The following is a 21,167-nucleotide window of genomic DNA, read 5'->3' as shown; positions in this document are numbered from 1 at the left end:
GACATCCGGTCTGTTTTTGTGATGGTCCGGCCCTGCGCATGCCGACGGCCTGGAACGGACAGATGTCCCCGTGACGCCCGCCGCCCCCACGCACCGGAGAGGCCGCGGAGCCGGGCCGGACCGAGTGTTACGCGAACAGCCATGGTCGTGGTGCGAGCGGCCTGCCAGACTGCGGCCATGAGCGATCTTCTCCACGACAGAGTCGTCCTGATCACCGGGGCGAGCAGCGGTATCGGCGCGGCGGCGGCGCGCGTGTTCTCCGAGGAAGGTGCGACGGTCGTCCTGGCTGCACGCAGGGAGGACCGACTGGCCTCGCTGGTGGCCGAGTTGAAGGACAAGGGGGCACAAGCCTCCTACGTCGTCTGTGACGTCACGGTGGCCGAGGACGCCGCGCGCGCCGTCGGCTTCGCCGTCGACACCTACGGCCGCCTGGACTCCGCCTTCAACAACGCGGGGCTCGGCGGCGACCGAACGCCCCTGCACCTCATGGGCGATGACGTCTACGACGCGGTCATGGACACGAACGTGCGCGGCGTCTGGAACTGCCTCCGGCACGAGATCACGGCCATGCTGCAGAACCCGGGCACTTGCTCCATCGTCAACAACAGCAGTGTGGGCGGGCTGGTGGCCATACCGGCCGCCGCGCCCTACATAGCCGCCAAGCATGCGGTCGTCGGCCTCACCAGGGCGGCCGCCGACGAGTACGCCCAACAGGGCATCAGGGTCAACGCGGTCGCGCCCGGCACCACGCGCAGCGAGATCACCGCCGACTGGTTCGGGCGCAATCCCGGGCTGGAGGAGATGGTCAACGGCCTCACCCCACAGGGGCGTACGGCCGAGCCGGAGGAGATCGCCAACGCCGCCGCCTGGCTGCTCAGCGACCGCTGCCCCTTCCTCACGGGCACGGTCATGCCGGTGGACGGCGGTTTCGTCAACCAGTGAGCCGCGTCAGCGGCAGAGGCCGGTCAGCCGGCTCCGGAAGACCGTCTCTCCGTCCTGTGTCGCCGTGACCAGTACCGAGGTCTCTCCGGGGTCGGCGGGCAGGACCTCGGCTGCGATCCAGCAGGGGCGGTCGAACTCGGCGTACCGCTCGAACGTGCTGGTGACGGTGGTCGGTTCGAAGCGCGCGGGGTGAAGGGCGCCGCGTGCGGCCTGGTCGGCCGCCTCCACCAGGGCGAGCCCCGGGACGTGGTCGACGGGGTGGTCGTACAGCACGGTGTTGTCCACGTCGTGGCGCAACTGCCAGTGGCCGGGGCGGGTTCCGGCTGCCAGGACCACGTCGGCCGGGGCGTACCGGCCCACGGTGCGGGGATCGACCGGAGCGGGCAGCGGCCAGGTGTTCCAGTCGACCGTGAAGTGGTCGCCGCGCAGCCGTCGGTAGACAGGAGTGGAGAGCCAGCCGAACTCGGCGTCCGCGCGGACCATCACGCTGCCACCCTGGAGGATGCGGAACTCCATGTCGAGTGAAGTGACCTTTCTGCCCCGCTCCTTGGCACTCTTGACGGTGACCTCGACACCGAGGTCGCAGGGCTCACCGGACGGCACCTCGAACCCGGGAGCGACGATGAAGTCGAAGTAGTGCAGCAAGGTGTGATCGGAGAGGGGCGCGCCGTACGCGGCGTGCGCGATGGTCAGGCCGCTCTGCCGGACGGTCTGCGTGAGCATCCTCGGGTCGTAAGGGAGGCCGGCAGCGGGGGCCGGCCACGTCGCGGACAGCGAGAACTCGCCATCTTCCCTGCGCCGCCAGGAGGTGAGGAGCACCATGTCGGAACGTCCGAGGTGGAGGTACTCCTTGCGGACGCCGTTCCATCCCTCGCCCGCGGGGAGCGGCGGGCACGGAACTGCGGGTATGTCGGGCACGGTCCTCCCGGACATGGCGCAAAATGGTCATAACGGCGCTGATATGATACCGGTTCACCGGTACTTTTTGAAGTAGCGTCCTGCAACGTTCAAAGGGGAGCGCGAGTTGGCACGACAGCAACGGGCGATCCGCACGCGCCGGATCTTCCTGGAGGCGGCCGCCGAGGTCTTCGACGAGCACGGATACGACGCCGCCACCATCGCCGCGATCCTCGACCGGGCAGGGCTCACGCGGGGCGCCCTCTACTTCCACTTCACGTCGAAGGAGGAGCTGGCCCGTGGTGTCCTCCTGGAGGCCGTGACGTCGGACGGCGTCACCCCGCAGACCTTCAAGCTGCAGGAGTGGGTGGACATGGCGCTCCTGCTCGCCTACCGGCTGCCACGGGAACCCCTGCTCAGTGCCTCGATCCGGCTGTCCGTGGACCCGCGTGCGCGCGGGCTCTTCGGCACCCGCTGGCCGGACTGGATCGCCCTCGGGACGGAGATCCTGACCGAGGCCAAGGAGCGCGGTGAGCTCCTTCCGCACGTCGATCCGGAGGTCACGTCCCGGCTGGTCGTCGGGGCGTGGACCGGGGTGCAGCTGGTGACGGAGTCCATGGCCGAGCCGCCGGACCTGGTCGCCGAGATATCCGCACTCTTCGAGCTCATCCTGCCCAACAACGCGGTCCCGGGTGTGCTGGCCCGGCTCGACACCTCCCCGCACCGCGCGGCACGCATCATCGAACAGCATCGGGCGGTCGCCGTCCCCTGACCGTAGGCCGCCGGCACCCGTCACCCGATCGGGTGCGGGTGCCTGCGAAGTGGCTGGTCAGCGCGCATGGTGGCTCTATGTGGCTTCGCCGAACAGCCGTGTGCGCCATGGCCGTGCCGCTGGCTTTCCTGGTCTTCCGGGATGCGCCGGTCCGGCTCGCCGCGCCCGATTCGGCCACCGCGAAGCCGGCGGATCCGGCCGCGGCGCAGCGTCCCGCGATCGTCAGCCGGGCGCAGTGGCACGCGGACGAGAGCCTGGTGCGGGAGGACGCGAAGTACACGGGGACGGTCAGGGCCGTCTTCGTCCACCACACCGGGCACACCAACGGATACGACTGCGCCGACGCGCCCAGGATGCTCCGGGCGATGGAGGAGGCACACGTCCGGGGCGAGGGCTGGGACGACATCGGCTACAACTTCGTCGTCGACCGCTGCGGGACCGTGTACGAGGGCAGGGCGGGCGGTGTCGGGCGCTCCGTCCGCGGGGCCCACACCACCGGGTTCAACGCGCACAGCGTGGGGATCGCGGCCCTCGGCACCTTCGGCCCCGGCGTGCCGGTGCCGAAGGCGCTCCTCGAGGGGATCGCGAAGGTGGGCGCGTGGAAGCTTGACCGGTCCGTCGACCCGCGGGGCATCGTGCGGATGGTCTCGACGAACGACGACAGTCTGTACAGGCGCGGTGAGGTCGTCTACCTCCACGCCGTGGCCGGCCACCGGGACACCTTCTCGACGTACTGCCCGGGCGAGGCCCTCTACGCCCAACTGCCCGCGATACGGGCCGAGATGGCCCGGCTCCGGGCCCGGGACCGATAGGGCCTACGCGGCGACGTACTGGGTGAGGACGGCCTGGACCTCGTAGATGTCGACGCCCTTGGTGAAGGTCTTCTGGATCGGGGTGGCGGAGCCGGATATCCAGATCTTGAGCTCGGCGTCCAGATCGAAGGTTCCCGCCGTCTCCACCGCGAAGTGCGTGATGCTCCGGTACGGGACGGAGTGGTACTCGACCTTCTTGCCGGTGATCCCCTGCTTGTCGACGAGGACGAGCCTGCGGTCGGTGAACAGGATCGTGTCGCGGATCAGCAGGTACGCGGCCTGCACCTGCTCACCCGGCCCGAGGAGCCGGGCGTAGTCGCGCTGCGCGGAAGCCGGATCGACGGTGTGCGCGTTACCGAACAGTGCCATGGGAGACCCTCCACCCGAGTGAATGTGCGGACGTTGAACGCGTCAAAGCCCACTGAAAAGAATATCGGCGGCTTATCTGTTCGTGCCCTCACACCTTCCGGAGCACAGCGGAGGAATACCGTCATGCCGGCATCACCCCTCGCCAAGCGGCCCGTCGAATCGGTGCTCGCCCTTCTGCTCGTCCTTCTGAGCGTGCTGGGCCTCTCCGGCCGCAGCGCCGCGGCCGCCCCGGCCCAGGTTCCCGCTCAGGCCCCCGCCCAGGCGGCACCGGCTCAGGCCCCCGCCCGGGCCGCCGTCGCCCCGACCGTCACCGCCGTCGTGGCCGGTACGGACTGGGACCGCATCGCCCAGTGCGAGAGCAGCGGCCGCTGGAACACCAACACCGGCAACGGCTACCACGGTGGCCTTCAGTTCGCCCCCTCCACCTGGCGGGCCTACGGCGGCGGGAAGTACGCACCCCGCGCCGACCTCGCCAGCCGCTCCGAGCAGATCGCCGTCGGCGAACGTGTCGCCCGCTCCCAGGGAATGGGCGCCTGGCCCACCTGCGGACGCCTCGGTGGAAGCGGCTCGTCGAGTTCCTCCTCCTCGTCCGCCGGTTCCGACCGGAGCGACACGGCACAGTCGGCACCCCAGCGTCAGTCGTCCGGCAGTTCGAACAGCGGATCGTCCCAGAACTCGTGGTCCCCGAGCCCGTCCTCCGGCGGTTCCTCTTCCGGCAGCTCGGCTTCCGGCAGTTCCGCGGGGAACTCGGACGACAGCGGTGACAGCAGCTCGGCCGGCAACGGCGCGACGCGCTACTCCGAGGACCTGGCCGACGAGGAGACGTACGTCGTCGAGCGGGGTGACGTCCTCTCGTCGATCGCCGAGCGGGCGGACGTGTCCGGTGGCTGGCCCGCGCTCTACGAGCTGAACCGCGAGGTCCTGGACCAGGGGCCGCACCTCATCTTCCCCGGTCAGCGTCTGCGCCTGAACGCCTGAACGCCTGAACGCCTGAGTCGTGACGGACGCGGTGATGCGGTGCCCCGGCGGATGGTCGTGACATCGAGGATCTGCCGTGAACGAAGTGCGCGCGTTGCCGAGCGAGTCGTCACAGGGAAGTGCGTCCCCACAGATGTGAACAGCCTTGAACGTGTGGCCCGGTCAGTCGTGCCGCACGCGAGAAACGTCAGGCGAGGCCGGGTCGGAGCGACGAACAGCACACCACCCAGGCCGCTTTCGAAGACTTCCAGGTGAGCCGCGCAGTGTGGCCGGCGTATCCCGCCGGGCCCGCGCGAGCCACCTCGACCGACCGCCCCCACCGGGGCAGTACCCCAGAGAGCACAGGAGCCCCGCACGAGGCGGGCCGGAGCCGGGAGAGAAGTGTGACGGAGTCCGACGCATCACCGGCGGGTCCGGCGGGGAACCGCATCCGCAGGCAGGAACACCGGGAGGGCGGCGAGCACCCCGGCCGACGCCGAAGGAGGCGTGACGGGTCACGGACGTGCAGCGCGCGGCGAGGGCTTCGGGCGCGCGTGGTCCACAGCGGGGGACCGGTCCCCGCGCGGATGCCCGTCAACCGTCACCAGTTTCTCGCCCAGGCGCCCGGCGACCGTCACCAGGTCCCCACGCATGCGCCCGGCGACCGTCACCAGGTCCTCGACCAGGCGGTCCGCCGGTCGGTGGGACCCGTCACCGGTGTGCGGAACGCCCACCCCGGGCGGCGTCCGCCGCCTCCCCTGGCTCCACGGATCTGTGGCACTCGGGGTTGTGACACGGCCCCGGTCCCCAGTGCGGGACGAAGATGCCCAGGGTCTTGTGCCGCGCCAGTTCGGTCGCGACGGGCTGCTTGCAGGCCGGACACGCGTACTCCGCCTGCCGGTCGGTCTGACGCTCGGTTCTGGCCATGCCTTCACGGTAGTCCCGAAGCGGACATCGGGAAACTTTTCCGACTTTTTACCCGGGTGGATCTCCGGGCGGCGCCCAGAGGCGGGCCCCGACGGTGCCCGGCGGCGGGCTCCGGAACCCACGAAGGGCGTCCTCGTCCGGAACCTGGTGCCATGGAACCGGGGGACGCCTCGACGAAGGGACCACCCGGTCATGGCACGCGCACCGTCACCGGCCTCAGTCCTGCTCTCGGTACACGCCGTCGTGTTCGACACGGACGGGGTGATCACCGACTCCGCCCCGGCGCACGCCGCCGCCTGGAAGGAGGCGTTCGACGCCTGCCTGGCCTCCCACGAGGGACAGCGGCCCTTCGACGAGGCGGAGGACTACCGGCGCCACGTCGACGGCAGGTCGCGGATGGACGGTGCCGCCGCCTTCCTCGCGTCCAGGGGCCTCGACCTCCCCGAAGGCAGCCCGGACGACCCCCCGGGCACCGGGACGGTGTGGGCCGTCGCCGCACGCAAGGACGAGGCGTTCACCCGGAGCCTCCGTACCGACCCGATCGCTGTCTGGCCGGGGACGGTCCGTCTCCTGCACGTGCTGCACGACGCGCGTGTGCCCTTCGCCGCCGCGTCCGCGTCCCGGCACGCGACCGAGCTCCTGGCCGGGGCCGGTCTCCTGGAGCTGTTCACGGCGGTGGTCGACGGCAACGAGGCGCGCCGCCTGGAACTGCCCGGCAAACCGGACCCCGCGCTGTTCACCGAGGCGGCACGCCGCCTGGGGGTCCCGCCCGGGGAGACCGCGGTCCTGGAGGACGCCCTGGCCGGAGTGGAAGCCGGGCGGCGGGGCGGCTTCGGGCTGGTCATCGGCGTGGACCGGACGGACAGCCCGGAGGGAGCCGGTGACCTGCGCCGCCACGGCGCGGACCTCGTGGTGGCCGATCCGGGAGACCTGCTGATCACCGGGGAGGACTGATGGCGCGCGGCTGGACCTGGGCCTACGAGGGATACGACCCCGCGAAGGAGCGGCTGCGCGAGGCGCTCTGCACCCTCGGCAACGGGTACTTCGCGACCCGCGGTGCCGCGCCCGAGACGCCGGCGGGCGACGCGCACTACCCGGGTACCTATGTCGCGGGCTGCTACAACCGGCTGACCTCTTCCGTCGACGGCCGGCAGGTCGAGAACGAGGACGTGGTCAACCTCCCCGACTGGCTCCCGCTGCGCTACCGCATCCGCCCCGCCGGGGCCCGCCCGGGCCCGTGGCTGAACCCCGACCACGCCTACCTGGCGGACCACCGGCAGTCGCTCGACCTGCGCGGCGGAATGCTGACGCGCCGCTCGGTGTACGAGGACACGGCAGGCCGCCGGCTGACGGTGGAGCAGGAACGCCTGGTGCACATGGGCGACCCCCATCTCGCCGCGCTGCACACGGTGTTCACCGCCGAGGGGTGGTCGGGCGAGGTCGAGGTGGAGGCCGGGATCGACGGCGACATCCGCAACAGCGGCGTCGCGCGCTACCGCGCACTGGCCGACCGCCACCTCACCGGCTGGGAGACCGGTACGGAGCCGGGCTCCATGGTGTGGCTGCGCTGCCGCACGGTGGAGTCGGACATCGGCGTCGCCCTCGCCGCCCGCACCGTGGCCTCCTGCGGGCCGGAGCGCAACGGCGACCACCGCGCCGAACCGGAGCAGCAGCCCCGCGCCGTCCACCAGCGGCTGCTGCTTCCGCTCACCCCGGAGTCCGGTGCCGTCGTCGACAAGACGGTCGGCCTGTACACGTCCCGGGACCCGGCGATCGGCAGCCCGCTGAAGGCCGCCGTGTCCGCGGTGGGAGACGCTCCGGCGTACGCGCGGCTGCGGTCCTCGCACCGCAGGGCCTGGGCGGATCTGTGGCAACAGGTGAAGCTGGAGGTGCCGGGTGAGCCCGGGCGCATCCTGCGGCTGCACCTCTTCCACGTGCTCCAGACGCTCTCGCCCCACACCGCGGAGCTCGACGTCGGCGTGCCGGCCCGAGGGCTGCACGGCGAGGCGTACCGGGGGCACGTCTTCTGGGACGAGCTGTTCGTCCTGCCCTTCCTGAACATGCATCTCCCGGAGGTCTCCCGGGGGCTGCTCGACTACCGCCACCGTCGCCTTCCCGCGGCCTGCGCGGCGGCGGAGGCGGTGGGCAGACGCGGAGCGATGTATCCGTGGCAGAGCGCCGCCGAGGGGCGCGAGGAGACCCAGGAGCTCCACCTGAACCCGCGCTCGGGGCGCTGGCTCCCCGACCGTTCACGGCTGCAGCACCACGTCGGCTCGGCCGTCGCCTACAACGTGTGGCAGTACTGCCAGGCCACCGGCGACACCGAGTACCTCTACTCCAAGGGCGCCGAGACGATCCTGCAGATCGCCCGCTTCTGGGCGGACAGCTCCGAGTGGGACGACTCCCTCGGGCGGTACCGCATCCGCGGGGTCGTCGGGCCCGACGAGTACCACGACGCCTATCCGGACTCCGACGCCGCGGGGCTCGACGACAACACGTACACCAACATGACGGCGGCCTGGGTGCTCGAACGGGCCGGCGAGCTCTGCCGCACCCTGCCCCCGAGCCGGTGCCGGCAGCTGCTCGACAAGATCAGGATCGATCCCTCCGAGCTCGACCGCTGGGAGGACGTCTCACGACGGCTGCGGGTCCCCTACCACCGGGGTGTGATCAGCCAGTTCGCCGGTTACGGGGAGCTGGCGGAGCTGGACTGGGCGGCCTACCGGCAGCGTTACGGCGACATCAGGCGCCTCGACCGGATCCTGGAGGCGGAGGGCGACACGGTCAACCGGTACCAGGCGTCCAAGCAGGCCGATGTGCTGATGCTCGGTTACCTGTTCTCCCCCAAGGAGCTCGCCGCGCTCTTCCGGCGGCTCGGCCACGAACTAGACGACGAGACCTGGCGGACCACCGTCGACTACTACACGGGGCGCACGAGCCACGGCTCCACCCTCAGCTCCCTCGTCCACGCCTGGGTGCTCGCCCGGGTGCACCGCGACGACGCCTGGGCGTACTGCGAGGAGGCGCTGATCGGCGACGTCGCCGACATCCAGGGCGGGACGACGGAGGAGGGCATCCACCTGGGGGCGATGGCCGGCACCCTCGACTTCGTCCAGCGTGGCATGACCGGCCTGGAGACCCGCGACGACGCCCTGTGGCTCGCGCCCGCCACCCTGCCCCAGCTCTCGAAGTTCCGTGTGCGGCTGCGCTTCCGGCGGCACTGGGACGTGGACCTGCGCCTGCGTGCCGAGCGCCTCAGGATCGCGGTACCGGACTCGGAGCGGCCGGGCGTTCGGGTCAGGCTGGACGGCAGCGCGTACGTCGTCGAACCGGGTACGGCGCGGTGGCTGGAGCTGCCGACCGACATGCCCGGAGGCTCATGAGGGCCGGCTGACGGCGGCCGGGGTCAGGCGGGGCGGGAGGAGACGAGCACGCCGATCCTGTCGATGCGGTGCTCCGGGTTGTGGTGCGCGTCGCGCCAGTGGTTCCCGGCCGCGTCGTCCTCCGGGGTCGCGCAGGTGGAGAGGGTGATCATCGCCCGGGTCGGCTTCTCACCCGGTTCGCCGGGGACCTCGGCCCGCTGCTCGGCCAGGGAGCGTTCGGACCGGAAGGACGTCAGCCGGGTCTCCGTGATCCGGTACTCGTACACGGTGCCGCCCTCCGTGACGAGGACCGTGTCGCCCTTCCCGAGCGCCGGCAGGTCGCGGAGCGGGCCACCGGCGGAGAGCCGGTGGGCCGTCACCAGGTAGTTCCCTACCTCGCCCGGTCCGACGCCGCCGTCCTCGCCGTACGGGCTGGCGGCCACCCCGCGGTCCTGGACGCGCGTCCCCGGGGTGTCGTCCGTCGTCCCCTCGTACGGGACGACGCGCAGGTCCTGCACGCCGATCGACGGGATGGTGAGCTCCGCCGTCGCCGTGCGGGGGTCGGTCCGGTCCGAGGGGGCCGCGGCGGACGGGCCGGCGGTGGCGGGTGCGGCCGCCGGGGCGGCGGGGGGCCCGGGCGCGGCCGCCGCCACCGGGCCCCCGGCCGCCATCAGGACGACGCCGGCGCCGGCGAGGGCCCGGGATACGCCACGGAATCGATGAGGGTGCATGACCAGATCCGGATCGTCGGCCGGTGGTGCCGGTGCGGGCCCCGTAAGCGCCCGCACCTTCCAGTAGACCACCGGTCACCCGAGCGCGTCGGGTGCGCCGAGCAGCGCGCGCACCTCCTCGGCGTCCAGCTCCGTGAGCTCCTCGCCCACGAGCAGCCAGCGGGTGATGCCGACCGACTCCAGGAACGCCAGATCGTGGCCGGCGACGACCAGCGCGCCCTCGTAGGAGTCGAGCGCGCTCGTCAGCTGCCGCACGCTCGCCAGATCCAGGTTGTTGGTCGGCTCGTCCAGCATCAGCAGCTGAGGGGCCGGCGTGGCGAGCATCGTCGCTGCGAGCGCGGCACGGAAGCGTTCACCGCCCGAGAGGGTGCCCGCAGGCTGCTCGGCGCGCGCCCCCTTGAAGAGGAAGCGGGCGAGCTGGGCGCGGATCTCGTTGTCGGTGGTCCCGGGCGCCAGGCGGGCCACGTTCGCCGCGACGCCCAGGGCGTCGTCCAGCACGTCCAGGCGCTGCGGCAGGAAGCGCAGCGGAACGAAGGTCCTGGCCTCGCCGCTCGTGGGCGCGAGCTCCCCGGTGAGGGTGCGCAGCAAGGTCGTCTTGCCGGCACCGTTGCGCCCGATCAGCGCGATGCGTTCGGGCCCCTGGACATGGAGCTCACCGTCGCGCAGGGCGCCGAAGCGGGGGCGCAACCCGTGCAGGCTCAGGACCGTACGGCCCGCGGGTACGGCGGTGTGGGGGAGCCGCACCCGGATCTCGGCGTCCTCACGGATCGCCTCCGACGCCGTGTCGAGCCGCTCCCGCGCCTCCTGGAGCCGGTCCTCGTGGAGGCCGCGGAGCTTGCCCGCCGCCTCCTGGGAGGACCGCTTGTGCGCGCCCGCGACGATCCTCGGCGCGCGCCTCTCGGCGTCCATCTTCTTGTTGTGCCGCTGACGGCGGGCGACCTTGACCCGGGCCTCCTCCAGCTCCCGCTTCTGACGGCGGACGTCGGACTCGGCGGCCCGCACCATGCGTCCGGCCGCCTCCTGCCGGGTGGCCAGCGCCTCCTCGTAGGCCGACCAGCCACCGCCGTACCAGCTCACCTCACCGGCCCGCAGATCGGCGATGCGGTCGACCCGTTCCAGCAGGTCACGGTCGTGGCTGACCACGACGAGCACACCGGAACGCCAGGACTCGACGGCCTCGTACAGCCGGCGGCGCGCGAACACGTCGAGGTTGTTGGTCGGTTCGTCGAGCAGCAGGACGTCGGGGCGCTCCAGCAGCAGCGCGGCCAGCCGCAGCAGCACGGTCTCGCCGCCGGACAACTGCCCGACGGTACGGTCGAGTCCGACGTCGCCGAGGCCGAGCGACCCCAGGGTCGCGAGAGCCCGCTCCTCGACGTCCCAGTCGTCGCCGACCGTCTCGAAGTGGCGCTCGGCGACGTCGCCGGCCTCGATCGCCCGCAGCGCCGTACGCCGCTCGGCGATGCCGAGGGCGTCCTCGACGCGGAGGTCCGTGTCGAGGGTCAGGTTCTGCGGGAGGTGGGCGAGGTGTCCGCCGACGGTGACCGAGCCTGCGGAGGGCTTCAGCCGGCCGGCCAGCAGCCGCAGCAGGGTGGACTTGCCGGAACCGTTGGTCCCGACGAGACCGGTGCGGCCCCGTCCGACGCTGAGGGAGAGCCCGTCGAAGACCTCCGTGCCGTCCGGCCACCGGAAGGAGAGGGAGGAGCAGCTGAGGGACGCGGCGGGCGTAGTGGGATGAGACATGTGGTCCTCGCAGTCGCAAGCATGTGAACAGGGGCTTCGTGTGCGAGCACCACGCGGCGACCGGCCGGGAGAGAGGGGGGTGCGGTCCTCCGGACGTACGGGGGACGGCTCATGCACCGAGGTCGCATCCACGCGGTGGGTCACGGGGCGGCGGAAAGGCCGACAGGGCGTGACGGGCTACGGCAGGGGCCGTACCGCGCGATGATCGCGGACCTCAGATGCGCAACGTCCACCTCTATCGGAGACGACAGGACTCAAAAACTGTACACCGGGCGGGGTCCGGGCGGCTCGGAATGGCCCCCCTCCTCATTTTCGCTACGACCGTTGCGCAAAGGGAGGAGTCTCGCTATCTTTTTTCGCAACGGCCGTAGCGAAAATGAGGAGACCAGCCATGGAACCCGCCCCCCGACGTGGCCGTCCGCGCAGCGAGGACGCGGACGCCCGCATCATCGAAGCCGCCCTGGAGTCGCTGCTCGACCGCGGATACGACCGCTTCTCGGTCGACGAGGTGGCGGTCGCTGCCGGCGTCGCGAAGACCACGCTCTACCGGCGGTGGCCCACCAAGGATCATCTGATCGTCGCCGTGGTGGCGCGCCTGCAGGAACAGGTGCCGGTCGGGTACAGCGGTGACGTCCGGGCGGACCTCACGCAGTACCTCGGCGCGATCGTGGACGGGCTCGACCGCATGCGGCGGGCGGGCCGGCCCGCCACGTCGGGCGACGCGTCCGCCGGCCTGGTGGCGGAGGTCGCCGCCGCGGCGGCCCGCCACGCCGACGTCGGAGCGGCGGTGCAGGAGATGTTCGCCCGGCGTAACTCCCTGGCGCTGGCGCTGCTCGAACAGGCGCGTGAGCAGGGTGAGTTGCGGGCCACCGCCGACCCGGAAGTCATCTTCGACCAGCTTGCCGGAGCGCTCTACTACCGGCTGCTCGTCACGGGGCAGCCCATCGACGCGGCGTACGTCGCCCGCCTCGTCGCCGGGGTGCTGGACGGCTCCTCGGCCTGATCCACGCCCCACAGCACGGCCGCGTCTCCCTCTCCCACTCAGAGCGAAAGAGGCCTCCGATGACCAGCACCTCCCCGACCACCGCACTCACCGCGACGCCTCGCCCACGGCCCGCAGGGCGTCGTCGCCGTCCGCTCGCAGCGCTGCTGGGCCTCGTGGTCCTCCTCGCCGGATACACCGCCTGGACCCAGGCCCGCCCGGTGCGGCTGACGGCCGCCGTGGAGATCGAGGCGACGCCCGAGGAGGTGTGGCAGGTGCTGACGGACTTCGCCGCGTACCCGGAGTGGAATCCGTTCATGACGTCGGCGGAGGTGACCTCGAAGGGCGGCCGGCTCGAGAAGGGCGCACGGATGCGCAACGTCCTGCACTCCGGGACCGGCGACACCACGTTCACCCCGGAGATCCTCGCCGCCGAGCCGGACCGGGAGCTGCGCTGGCTCGGCAGGATGGGGCCGGGCTGGATCGCGGACGGGGAGCACCGCTTCCTCATCGAGCGGACCGGTCCGGGCCGGGTCCGGCTGACCCAGAGCGAGGAGTTCACCGGCGTCGCCGTGCCGTTCTTCGCGGGACAGCTGAAGTCCGACACCCTGCCGCAGTTCCGGGCCATGAACCAGGCACTCGCACAGCGGGCCGGGGAGCTCAGCCGCTGAGACTCCGTCAGACCCGGATGCCGGACCGGTCCCAAGGGTGCGCCGGTGGGACCGGTCGGGCATGCGGGCGGTACCCGATACGTGGACGGGGCGCGGCCGGGTCAGCGCAGGGTCTTGAGCATCTCCGCCCCGAACGGCGTGATGTCCTCGGTACGCCCCAGCAGGGTCTTCGCGGCCCACTCGGGGTCGGCGATGAGCGCCCGGCCCACGGCGACCATGTCGAACTCGTCGCGCTCGATCCGGTCCAGCAACTGGTCGACACCGGTGACCGAGGAGCCGTTGCCCTGGAAGGCGCTGAAGAAGTCACCGTCGAGGCCGACCGAGCCGACGGTGACCGTCGGCCTGCCGCTGATCTTCTTGACCCACCCGGCGAGGTTCAGGTCGGAGTCGTCGAACTCGGGCAGCCAGTAGCGGCGGGTGGACGCGTGGAAGACGTCGACGCCGGCGTCGGCCAGCGGCGTGAGGATGGCCTCCAGCTCCTCGGGCGTCTGCGCGAGCTTCGCCTCGTAGGCGTCCATCTTCCACTGGGACATGCGGAAGAAGAGGGGGAAGGCGTCGGACACGGCCGCGCGGCAGGCGGCCACGATCTCGGCGGCGAAACGGGTCCGGGCGACGAGGTCACCGCCGTACGCGTCGGTGCGCCGGTTGCTGCCCTCCCACAGGAACTGGTCGATCAGGTAGCCGTGCGCGCCGTGCAGTTCGGCCCCGTCGAAGCCGAGGCGCTCGGCCGCCGCAGCCGCGTCGGCGAACGCGCCGATGACGTCGTCGAGGTCCTTCTGCGTCATGGCCCGCCCCTTGGGCTCGCCCGACAGGGACACGCCCGACGGACCGATCGGCTCCGCGTCCACCACGGGCGGGGCGCCCTCGGCCCGGGTGACACCCACGTGCCACAGCTGCGGGATGATCGCGCCGCCCTCCCGGTGCACGGCGTCCGCGACACCCGCCCAGCCGGCGAACGCGTCCTCGCCGTGGAACACCGGGATCCGGTCGCTGGTGCCCGCGGAGTCGTGGTCGACGTAGGTGCCCTCGGTGATGATCAGGCCCACACCTCCGGCTGCCCGGCGGGCGTAGTAGTCCGCCACGTCCTGGCCGGGAACGCCGTTCGGAGAGAACTGCCGGGTCATCGGCGCCATGGCGATCCGGTTGCGGGAGGTCAGTCCGCGGACCGCGAAGGGGCGCGAGAGGGCGTCTGCTGCACGGCGGGCATTCTCGTCAGTCACTGCATGTCCTGTTCATCGGGTGGGGCGGGTCCACCCGTGGGCAACAGCCGAGAGGCGCGCCGGCATCCCCGCGCCGGACCGGTGTGGCCAAGGTCTCCCGTGCGGAGCCGTCCCAGGTCTCTTGATCTCTGTCCGGGGATCCAGCAATCTTCGGCGGACGCCGAGGTGTTCGGCGCCCGCCGATGGGACGGATGGCCATGACCAGCGAGAACCCCGGGCTGTACGAGAGCTTCGACGACCGCTTCCGTACGGGGCGGTGCATGAACGGCGACGACGGTCTCGAGGTCCTGCACACGGGCTGCCGCTGGGCCGAGGGCCCCGTCTACGTGCCCGCCTGGCGGCAGCTGGTCTGGAGCGACATCCCGAACGACCGGCTGCTGCGCTGGGACGAGGAGACCGGCGCGGTAAGCGTCTTCCGGCGCACCGCGGGACACACGAACGGCAACACCCTGGACCGCGAGGGGCGGCTCATCTCCTGCGAACAGGGCAACCGCCGGGTGACGCGGACCGAGCACGACGGCACGGTGACGGTGCTGGCCGACCGCTGGCAGGGCAAGCGCCTGAACAGCCCGAACGACGCGACGGTGAAGTCCGACGGCTCGGTCTGGTTCTCCGACCCGGACTTCGGCATCACCAGCGACTACGAGGGCTACCGCGCCGAGAGCGAGATCGGCTCCAACAACGTCTACCGCGTCGACCCGTCCACGGGTGACGTGCGTCTGGTCGCCGACTGCTTCGGCGCGCCGAACGGGCTGGTCTTCTCGGCGGACGAGCGGCAGCTGTTCGTGTCCGACACCAAGGCGGGCTACGTCCGCGCCTTCGACGTACGGGAGGACGGCACGCTGTCGGACGGCAAGGTCTTCGCCGAGTCCGCGGCCCGCGGGGCGGCCCGGTTCGACAACCTCCGCTTCGACGACGGCGGGCGGCTCTGGGTCGCCGCCATGGGAGACGGGGTGCACTGCTACGACCCGGACGGCACGCTGATCGGCCGGCTCGTCGTCCCGGAGGCGGTGGCCAACATCTCCTGGGGCGGCGCCAAGCGCAACCGTCTCTTCCTCACCGCGGAGACCAGCCTCTACTCGGTGGTCATGGGCGTCACGGGGACCCATCCGACGGGCCCGGGCCGCAGGCCCTGGCTGGACGCGGCGCGGTGAACCACGTGTCCGGGGCCTGACGTCGACCCGGCCCGGCGGTGCCGTCCGCGCACCGCCGGGATCGTGTACCTCGTACGAAGTCCGTGTTGCCTTGTGTGACGCCGGATGGACGCGCGGTCACCACTGTGGCGCGACCATGACACCTTCCCGGGATTCCTTGCTCCGGCCGGACGTGCCCGGCCATCGTCGGATGCGGCGTACGAACCCCCGTACGCCCCACCCGTCGGTGCGTCGAACCCCTGGCGCGCCCTCGTTCGAGGAGGACCTCTCGATGTCAGCAGTGCGCACCACCAGGCGACGGATCGCCGCAGCGATCGCGACCGCGACGACCGTGGCGCTGGCCGTCGGCGCCGGGGCGGCCTTACCCGCCCAGGCGGCGCAGCCCGAGGGCAGAGTCCTGCACGCGGGGGCAGCCGAAGCGGTGCCCGGGAGCTACATCGTCGCGCTCCGGCAGACGGCCGGATTCAAGGCGTCGGCGGCCCGTGGCAAGCAGTTGATATCCGACCACGGCGGCACGGTCCGGCGCACCTTCACCTCGGCGCTCAACGGCTACGCCGCCACGCTGACCAGCACCGAGGCCAAGCGGCTCGCCGCCGACCCGGCGGTCGCCTCGGTCGAGCAGGACCAGAAGGTCCACTCGACCGCGACCCAGAGCAACGCGCCCTGGGGCCTCGACCGGATCGACCAGACCAACCTCCCGCTGAGCGGCACCTACACCTACCCGGACACGGGCGGCAACGGCGCGACCGTGTACGTCCTCGACACCGGCGTACGCATCACCCACCAGGAGATCAGCGGGCGGGCCTCGTACGGCTACGACTTCGTCGACAACGACGCCACCGCCCAGGACGGCGCCGGGCACGGCACCCACGTCGCCACTACCGTCGCGGGCACCACCTACGGCGTGGCGAAGAAGGCGAAGATCGTCGCGGTCCGGGTGCTCGGCAACGACGGCTCCGGCACCACCGCCGGAGTGATCGCCGGCGTCGACTGGATCACCGCCAACCACGTGGCCAACTCCGTCGCCAACGTCTCGCTCGGCGGCGGGGCCAGCACCACGCTGGACAACGCGGTGCGCCGCTCCATCGCGTCCGGGGTGACCTACTCCATCGCCGCGGGCAACTCGGGAGCCCTGGCCTCCGGTTACTCCCCGGCCAGGGTCGACACCGCGATCACCGTCGGCGCCACGACGCGGACCGACGCACGGGCCAGCTACTCCAACTACGGCCCCGTCGTGGACATCTTCGCTCCGGGCTCGGCCATCACCGCGGGCTGGAACACGTCGGACAGCGCGACCTACACCGGCAACGGCACCTCCTTCGCCGCCCCGCACGTCTCCGGTGCCGCGGCGGTCTACCTGACGAGCCACCCCGGCGCCTCCCCGGCGGCCGTGGCCTCGGCCCTCGTGAACGGCGCGACGAACAACGTCCTCACCGGCGTCGGCACGGGCTCCCCGAACAAGCTCCTCAGGCTCGTCCCGTAACCACGAGCCCCGCACCACTCGTCCGGTGACACAGGACAGTCGGTGACACAGGACAGGCCGGGGACACGTACGGGGCGACCCCCGTACGTGTCCCCGGCTCACGTCATGGCGCCCCGGCGTGCCGCACGCGGCGAGCCGACGCCCGTACGAGGATCCCGACCAGGAGCGCGAGGTCCGCGGCCCCCTCGGCGTCGTCCGCGTAGCGCGTGGTCTGCAGGGGTCCCACGTCCCGCAGGACCACCTGCTCCCGGGCGAGTACGAAGGTGAGCGCGAGCAGGGCGGCGCGGCCGTTGCCGTCGTCGAAGGGATGGAAGAACGCCACGTCCAGGTAGGCCCGGGCGGCGCGGGCCTCCAGCGGCACCGACCGGTCACCGCTCTCGCGCAGACAGGCCGCGAAGTCCAGCCGGGTGCGGGCCGTCAGGCCGTACCGCTCGCGCCCCCGCTTCGCGTAGGCGTCCCCCCTGCGGAACGGCGCGTCACGCGTACCGAGCACCACACGCTGCCATCCCGACAGCAGAGCGAAGGTCAGCGGCCGGACGTCGCTGGAGCCATCGGTACGTTCGGCCACGGCATGGGCGGCCTCGGCACGTTCGGCCGTGGCATGGGCGGCATCGGTACGGACGGCCTCGTACGCGGCCAGCAGACGTCGGGCGCGTACGGGATCGCGGCGGCTGACCGGCCCCGCGCACCAGGCGGTGACCCCGTCGGTGTCCGGAAACACCGGCCCGGTGACGCCCCCCGTGCCGAGCCCTTCCCAGCCGACCTCCCGTCTGACCCCGCACCAGTCGGCCAGGGAGTCCGGACCCTCCTCAGCCGCGGTCACGCCGCCCCCGGTCGTGCAGCTCCTCCAGGTGGCCGTACTCCCGGTGGTCGAGGTAGGGCGGCTGCCCGGTCACCCCGACGGCCAGATCCTCGCCGACCGACTCGATGAGCGTCCGCCCCGGCGCGACCCAGCTCTCGAAGCGTCCGCCTATCGCATCGCCGACGGCCGCCCTGGCCTCGGCGCGCCCCATGCCGCAGGACGTGAGGAACCACTCCAGCACCAGGTAACAGGCCCCGTACCAGCCGCTGTCAGCACCGCCCCGGTCCAGCACGCGCGTCACCAGCCGCACCGCGGCGCGCTCCAGGTGCCAGCTGCGCTGCTCGGGCCCCGCGTCCTGCGCCGGAGCCAGCTCGGCGAACACCGAGGCGAGACCCTCCAGCCAGGCGCGCCATTCCACCAGGGCGGCCACAGCCTTGGCCGCGGTCTCCTCCGGCGCCCCCACCGAGTGCCCCGAGCAGCACCAGCTGCCGACCACCCCGCCGTCCTTGTCCCCCTCTCCGATGCTCCAGTTCCAGTCGGCCGCCCAGGGCCCGTACCGCTCGACGAAGAGCGCGGTCACCCGGTCCACGCAGCGGTACTTGGCCCACCGGTCGGCGTCCGGCCCGGACATCCCCGGCGGTACGAGGGCCACGACGAGGGCGGTGACCCGGACCTCCTCGTCGAGGTCCCAGTCGAACGGATGGAGCGCCGGGTCCAGCCGGTCCCAGGTGAGGACGTCCTGGCGGGAGCCGGCTGCGGGCTGATCGGCTGACGTGGTGACCTCCGGAGTCGGGGGAGGGACGGCGGCGACGGGGGAACAACCGCGCCATTGTGCCGAGTTGTCCGCTCCACCGCATCCGATTACGCCGGAGTCCGGGGAGCCCGCATACCGTGCAAGGCCTCGTGGAGGCCGCCCTCACCGCCGTCGGTACCTGCCCTAGCCGACCAGCCGGCGGCGCCAGTCGAGAGGGGTGACGGTGACGGCCCGGCCGGGGTCCTGGTCCCACTCGGTGCGCAGACCGGCCGCTTCGAGGGCGGCCACGACCTCGTGGCCGATGAGTGCGTCGGTCTCGGACGAGCCGTCGAAGCCACCGTAGAGAAGCATCAGCCCGTGGCCGGACGCTGCGGAGTCCGTGCACTGGGAGTGGAAGTAGACGAAGCCGCGTGCGTCGGGGCCGCCTTGGCCGCCGATTTCTGCCTGGCCGCAGGTGCGGCAGCAGCTGAAGTCCTCGCGGGCGGTGATGCCGGCCTCCTGGAGGGCGGCGAACGCGCGGGTGAGCCGCTCGGGGTCTGTCTCGCCCTCCCACCGGGCCTGCTCCGCCACACGTTCCAGCCACATCCGGTCGGCCAGCGCCTCCGCCTGTTGGCGTGAGACCGGGCGCCGGCCCTCCGTGACCAGATACGACTCGGCGAGCTCGGCCAGCTCGGCCCGGGAGGCGTAGCCGCCGACCAGTACCTCGCGTACGCGTCTCTCCAACTCCCCGTGCTCGTCCTCGTCGAGGTCCAGCGGCGGGACCTCACGGGAAGGGCCCATGTCCAGGAGGGACCAGGCCTGACCGGCGTCCCATCCGTCCTCCTGGCGGGCCCAGCCGGTGAGCGCCGCGATCACGGCCTCGGGACCGTCCACCCTCACCTGGAAGTGCCGGTCGGCGGCGCCGTCACGGTGCTCCAGCGTGTAGTCACCACCGGCCTCGTGCCAGACCTGGGCGAAGACGTCCGGCAGATCGGGTATCCGCTGGAGGATGACGAACCGGTCGCGGACCTCGCCCAGCCGCCGGACCAGCCCGGCCAGCTCCCCTGCGGACACACGGACGTGCCGCTCCGAGTTCTCGGTCCTCACCACGATCTCAAGCATGTGCGGACTCTGTCACGCCCCTCTGACAGCGGTCCCGGTAGGACGGGTGACCGCGCCTCCGGGCAGGGGTCGTGCGGCCCTTGCGCCGGGTGGTCACCCGTTTCGTCGGCACGCGGCCCGATCACCACTATTCAGTCGCCGCATATTATTCTTCGGAGGTGATTCTCTGCTGTGGAGGTGCGGAGTGGTCGGGATTCGACGGCGCCGCATCGAGCCGGTCGGGCGTAAGAATGTCTGAATGTTCGGAAGGTCGTCACGTCCGTTTTCCTGCTCGCGCGGGACGCCTCTCTCTCGCCATTTCCCAATGCCCTTCAGTTCGTGGAGTGGAAGGCCGTGCCGGCTGTCGTGAGATACTCATGAGGACGTCAATCCATTGGAGGGAGTGTCGGTCTCTTTCCTCCGGATCTGACCGGTCTGTGCAATGAAGAGATCGACGGGTCCGCCACGGCATCGCTGGTGAAAAGCGGCGGAGTGCCTGATCAGGGAGGGGTTTTGATGTGCTGCGGTGCGCCCGGCGGGGGTGTCGGCGCTCCGGACTTCCGAGGTTTTGGCGGTCGGCCATGGGCTGAATCGTTTAGTGGGCTCGGCGCCGATCGCATCGATTCCGCATTTCATCCGTGGTTCGACCCGGTTGCGAAACGTCTTTCCCTGGCGTCTTGTGGAGGAAATGTCCAGAGAGGGCGTCGTGTTTGCGCATGGGGCGAAGCCGCGCGTAGGTCCTGAGGCTGTTTGTTTTCGTGATATAGTCCTAATGAATTTACAGGACGCCACGAAAAAAGGGGAATGGCGTGAACACCGAGAAGGTTACGGCTCGACGTCTTACGGCCGGAGACGTTGCGGAATTGGGCCCCCAGGACGCCATCTTCGTCTCCGCGGAGACGGATGGCCTTCCTCTCGACTGCTATGCACCGGCATTCCTCACGGAGCCGGGAAAGAACTTCGAGGGAGGATCCTTCGTCGCGAGGACGGTCTTCGGTAACGACATCCATGTCCTCCCGGACAACGCCGAGGAGCCCGGGATCTGGATCGCCGACAATTCCGGTGAAGAGATCGAGGTCCTGAAGAGCGCCGGCGTCCTTCTGAACCTCGCCCTCTTCGTGCCCGGTGGCAACCAGGAATCCCTGGACGCGCTCTACTCCGCCGCACGGGATGCCTTCGGCGCGGGGATCGTCCAGCGCTGGAGCGAGGACACCGTCGAGGTGCCGGACGTCAAGGTCGACCTGTACGAGGAGCCGGCCCGGGCGCGGAAGGGCACGAACAATCAGAACCGCGACCGTCGCGCGCTCGACATCTACCCGACCCGCGTGCGGTTCCTGGAGCCCAGCGACGGCTGGAAGTTCGTCGTCGAGCCGCACAAGGAGATCGTCGACGACACCCCGACGATCTGACCTGATGGCAGGTTAGGCCTTCACCCTTCGCGAGAGCCCGTCAGCATGCTGGCGGGCTCTTCCGTCTGCCCGGGCGTGGTGCAGGAGAGTTGGGCGATGGCGA

General features: G+C 71.4%; 20 protein-coding genes. 11 read left to right on the top strand and 9 right to left on the bottom strand.

Annotation, left to right across the window (positions count from 1 at the left end; all coding sequences use genetic code 11):
* Window positions 1-177: 177 nt before the first annotated feature.
* Window positions 178-942, top strand: a complete 765-nt coding sequence (locus OG488_RS18150) for an SDR family oxidoreductase (protein WP_329230534.1) — start codon at window positions 178-180, stop codon at window positions 940-942.
* 6 nt (window positions 943-948) lie between these two features.
* On the opposite strand, the gene OG488_RS18145 is transcribed toward OG488_RS18150, so the two are convergent.
* A complete protein-coding gene (locus OG488_RS18145; protein WP_329230532.1) occupies window positions 949-1,875 on the bottom strand; it encodes a ScbA/BarX family gamma-butyrolactone biosynthesis protein in 927 nt (308 codons plus the stop codon).
* A 91-nt stretch (window positions 1,876-1,966) separates the two neighbouring features.
* On the opposite strand from OG488_RS18145, the gene OG488_RS18140 reads away from it, so the two are divergent.
* Window positions 1,967-2,611, top strand: a complete 645-nt coding sequence (locus OG488_RS18140) for a ScbR family autoregulator-binding transcription factor (RefSeq protein WP_329230530.1) — start codon at window positions 1,967-1,969, stop codon at window positions 2,609-2,611.
* 77 nt (window positions 2,612-2,688) lie between these two features.
* Window positions 2,689-3,423, top strand: coding sequence for a peptidoglycan recognition protein family protein (locus OG488_RS18135; RefSeq protein ID WP_329230528.1), 735 nt, complete (start codon window positions 2,689-2,691; stop codon window positions 3,421-3,423).
* Between the two features lie 3 nt (window positions 3,424-3,426).
* Here the strand turns inward: OG488_RS18135 and OG488_RS18130 are convergent, their stop codons facing one another.
* A complete protein-coding gene (locus tag OG488_RS18130) occupies window positions 3,427-3,792 on the bottom strand; it encodes a PH domain-containing protein (protein ID WP_329230526.1) in 366 nt (121 codons plus the stop codon).
* Window positions 3,793-3,915: 123 nt separating this feature from the next.
* Here OG488_RS18130 and OG488_RS18125 point away from each other — a divergent pair, with 123 nt between their 5' ends.
* Window positions 3,916-4,770, top strand: a complete 855-nt coding sequence (locus OG488_RS18125; RefSeq protein WP_329230525.1) for a transglycosylase family protein — start codon at window positions 3,916-3,918, stop codon at window positions 4,768-4,770.
* A gap of 690 nt (window positions 4,771-5,460) precedes the next feature.
* On the opposite strand, the gene OG488_RS18120 is transcribed toward OG488_RS18125, so the two are convergent.
* Window positions 5,461-5,676 carry a hypothetical protein gene (locus tag OG488_RS18120; RefSeq protein ID WP_329230523.1) on the bottom strand — a complete coding sequence of 72 codons (216 nt, stop codon included), beginning with the start codon at window positions 5,674-5,676 and terminating at the stop codon, window positions 5,461-5,463.
* Window positions 5,677-5,868: 192 nt separating this feature from the next.
* Between OG488_RS18120 and OG488_RS18115 the strand changes: the two genes are divergently transcribed.
* Window positions 5,869-6,630 (top strand): HAD family hydrolase, encoded by a 762-nt coding sequence (locus OG488_RS18115; protein WP_329230522.1) that lies wholly within the window; start codon window positions 5,869-5,871, stop codon window positions 6,628-6,630.
* Entirely contained in the window at window positions 6,630-9,059 is a 2,430-nt protein-coding gene (locus tag OG488_RS18110) for a glycoside hydrolase family 65 protein (protein WP_329230520.1), read from the top strand. Before OG488_RS18115 ends, OG488_RS18110 begins: the two co-directional genes overlap by 1 nt.
* Window positions 9,060-9,082: 23 nt before the next feature.
* Here OG488_RS18110 and OG488_RS18105 read toward each other — a convergent pair whose 3' ends face one another.
* On the bottom strand, window positions 9,083-9,769 hold the full coding sequence (locus OG488_RS18105) for a class E sortase (protein ID WP_329230519.1): 687 nt from the start codon (window positions 9,767-9,769) through the stop codon (window positions 9,083-9,085).
* A 75-nt stretch (window positions 9,770-9,844) separates the two neighbouring features.
* Entirely contained in the window at window positions 9,845-11,509 is a 1,665-nt protein-coding gene (locus OG488_RS18100) for an ABC-F family ATP-binding cassette domain-containing protein (protein ID WP_329230517.1), read from the bottom strand.
* A 391-nt stretch (window positions 11,510-11,900) separates the two neighbouring features.
* Between OG488_RS18100 and OG488_RS18095 the strand changes: the two genes are divergently transcribed.
* Together OG488_RS18095 and OG488_RS18090 are read left to right on the top strand one after the other, a co-directional pair.
* The gene (locus OG488_RS18095; RefSeq protein ID WP_329230515.1) at window positions 11,901-12,512 is read left to right on the top strand and encodes a TetR/AcrR family transcriptional regulator; all 612 of its coding nucleotides are present in this window, start codon (window positions 11,901-11,903) and stop codon (window positions 12,510-12,512) included.
* A 59-nt stretch (window positions 12,513-12,571) separates the two neighbouring features.
* On the top strand, window positions 12,572-13,162 hold the full coding sequence (locus tag OG488_RS18090; RefSeq protein WP_329230514.1) for an SRPBCC domain-containing protein: 591 nt from the start codon (window positions 12,572-12,574) through the stop codon (window positions 13,160-13,162).
* A gap of 101 nt (window positions 13,163-13,263) precedes the next feature.
* Here OG488_RS18090 and OG488_RS18085 read toward each other — a convergent pair whose 3' ends face one another.
* Entirely contained in the window at window positions 13,264-14,382 is a 1,119-nt protein-coding gene (locus OG488_RS18085; protein WP_329230512.1) for an NADH:flavin oxidoreductase, read from the bottom strand.
* Between the two features lie 197 nt (window positions 14,383-14,579).
* Between OG488_RS18085 and OG488_RS18080 the strand changes: the two genes are divergently transcribed.
* A complete protein-coding gene (locus OG488_RS18080) occupies window positions 14,580-15,536 on the top strand; it encodes an SMP-30/gluconolactonase/LRE family protein (RefSeq protein ID WP_329230510.1) in 957 nt (318 codons plus the stop codon).
* Window positions 15,537-15,807: 271 nt separating this feature from the next.
* Window positions 15,808-17,019, top strand: a complete 1,212-nt coding sequence (locus OG488_RS18075; RefSeq protein WP_329230508.1) for a S8 family peptidase — start codon at window positions 15,808-15,810, stop codon at window positions 17,017-17,019.
* Between the two features lie 103 nt (window positions 17,020-17,122).
* On the opposite strand, the gene OG488_RS18070 is transcribed toward OG488_RS18075, so the two are convergent.
* The 3 genes from OG488_RS18070 to OG488_RS18060 form a co-directional block, all read right to left on the bottom strand.
* Entirely contained in the window at window positions 17,123-17,842 is a 720-nt protein-coding gene (locus tag OG488_RS18070; RefSeq protein ID WP_329230506.1) for a Fic family protein, read from the bottom strand.
* The gene (locus tag OG488_RS18065) at window positions 17,829-18,473 is read right to left on the bottom strand and encodes a hypothetical protein (protein ID WP_329230505.1); all 645 of its coding nucleotides are present in this window, start codon (window positions 18,471-18,473) and stop codon (window positions 17,829-17,831) included. Before OG488_RS18065 ends, OG488_RS18070 begins: the two co-directional genes overlap by 14 nt.
* 285 nt (window positions 18,474-18,758) lie before the next feature.
* Complete coding sequence (locus OG488_RS18060) at window positions 18,759-19,676, bottom strand: DUF6891 domain-containing protein (protein ID WP_329230503.1); 918 nt, start codon at window positions 19,674-19,676, stop codon at window positions 18,759-18,761.
* Window positions 19,677-20,464: 788 nt separating this feature from the next.
* Here OG488_RS18060 and OG488_RS18055 point away from each other — a divergent pair.
* A complete protein-coding gene (locus OG488_RS18055) occupies window positions 20,465-21,064 on the top strand; it encodes a hypothetical protein (RefSeq protein ID WP_329230502.1) in 600 nt (199 codons plus the stop codon).
* The last annotated feature ends 103 nt before the right edge of the window (window positions 21,065-21,167 follow it).

The organism is Streptomyces sp. NBC_01460 (genome assembly GCF_036227405.1).
Classification (GTDB): domain Bacteria; phylum Actinomycetota; class Actinomycetes; order Streptomycetales; family Streptomycetaceae; genus Streptomyces.
This window is presented reverse-complemented; position numbering and strand designations above follow the sequence as displayed.

Excerpts from the sequence above, each read along its gene's own strand:
- OG488_RS18150 (WP_329230534.1), top strand. The coding sequence starts at position 178 with ATGAGCGATCTTCTCCACGACAGAGTCGTCCTGATCACCGGGGCGAGC.
- OG488_RS18145 (WP_329230532.1), bottom strand. The coding sequence starts at position 1,875 with ATGTCCGGGAGGACCGTGCCCGACATACCCGCAGTTCCGTGCCCGCCG.
- OG488_RS18135 (WP_329230528.1), top strand. The coding sequence starts at position 2,689 with ATGTGGCTTCGCCGAACAGCCGTGTGCGCCATGGCCGTGCCGCTGGCT.
- OG488_RS18130 (WP_329230526.1), bottom strand. The coding sequence starts at position 3,792 with ATGGCACTGTTCGGTAACGCGCACACCGTCGATCCGGCTTCCGCGCAG.
- OG488_RS18125 (WP_329230525.1), top strand. The coding sequence starts at position 3,916 with ATGCCGGCATCACCCCTCGCCAAGCGGCCCGTCGAATCGGTGCTCGCC.
- OG488_RS18120 (WP_329230523.1), bottom strand. The coding sequence starts at position 5,676 with ATGGCCAGAACCGAGCGTCAGACCGACCGGCAGGCGGAGTACGCGTGT.
- OG488_RS18115 (WP_329230522.1), top strand. The coding sequence starts at position 5,869 with ATGGCACGCGCACCGTCACCGGCCTCAGTCCTGCTCTCGGTACACGCC.
- OG488_RS18110 (WP_329230520.1), top strand. The coding sequence starts at position 6,630 with ATGGCGCGCGGCTGGACCTGGGCCTACGAGGGATACGACCCCGCGAAG.
- OG488_RS18105 (WP_329230519.1), bottom strand. The coding sequence starts at position 9,769 with ATGCACCCTCATCGATTCCGTGGCGTATCCCGGGCCCTCGCCGGCGCC.
- OG488_RS18100 (WP_329230517.1), bottom strand. The coding sequence starts at position 11,509 with ATGTCTCATCCCACTACGCCCGCCGCGTCCCTCAGCTGCTCCTCCCTC.
- OG488_RS18095 (WP_329230515.1), top strand. The coding sequence starts at position 11,901 with ATGGAACCCGCCCCCCGACGTGGCCGTCCGCGCAGCGAGGACGCGGAC.
- OG488_RS18090 (WP_329230514.1), top strand. The coding sequence starts at position 12,572 with ATGACCAGCACCTCCCCGACCACCGCACTCACCGCGACGCCTCGCCCA.
- OG488_RS18080 (WP_329230510.1), top strand. The coding sequence starts at position 14,580 with ATGACCAGCGAGAACCCCGGGCTGTACGAGAGCTTCGACGACCGCTTC.
- OG488_RS18075 (WP_329230508.1), top strand. The coding sequence starts at position 15,808 with ATGTCAGCAGTGCGCACCACCAGGCGACGGATCGCCGCAGCGATCGCG.
- OG488_RS18060 (WP_329230503.1), bottom strand. The coding sequence starts at position 19,676 with ATGCTTGAGATCGTGGTGAGGACCGAGAACTCGGAGCGGCACGTCCGT.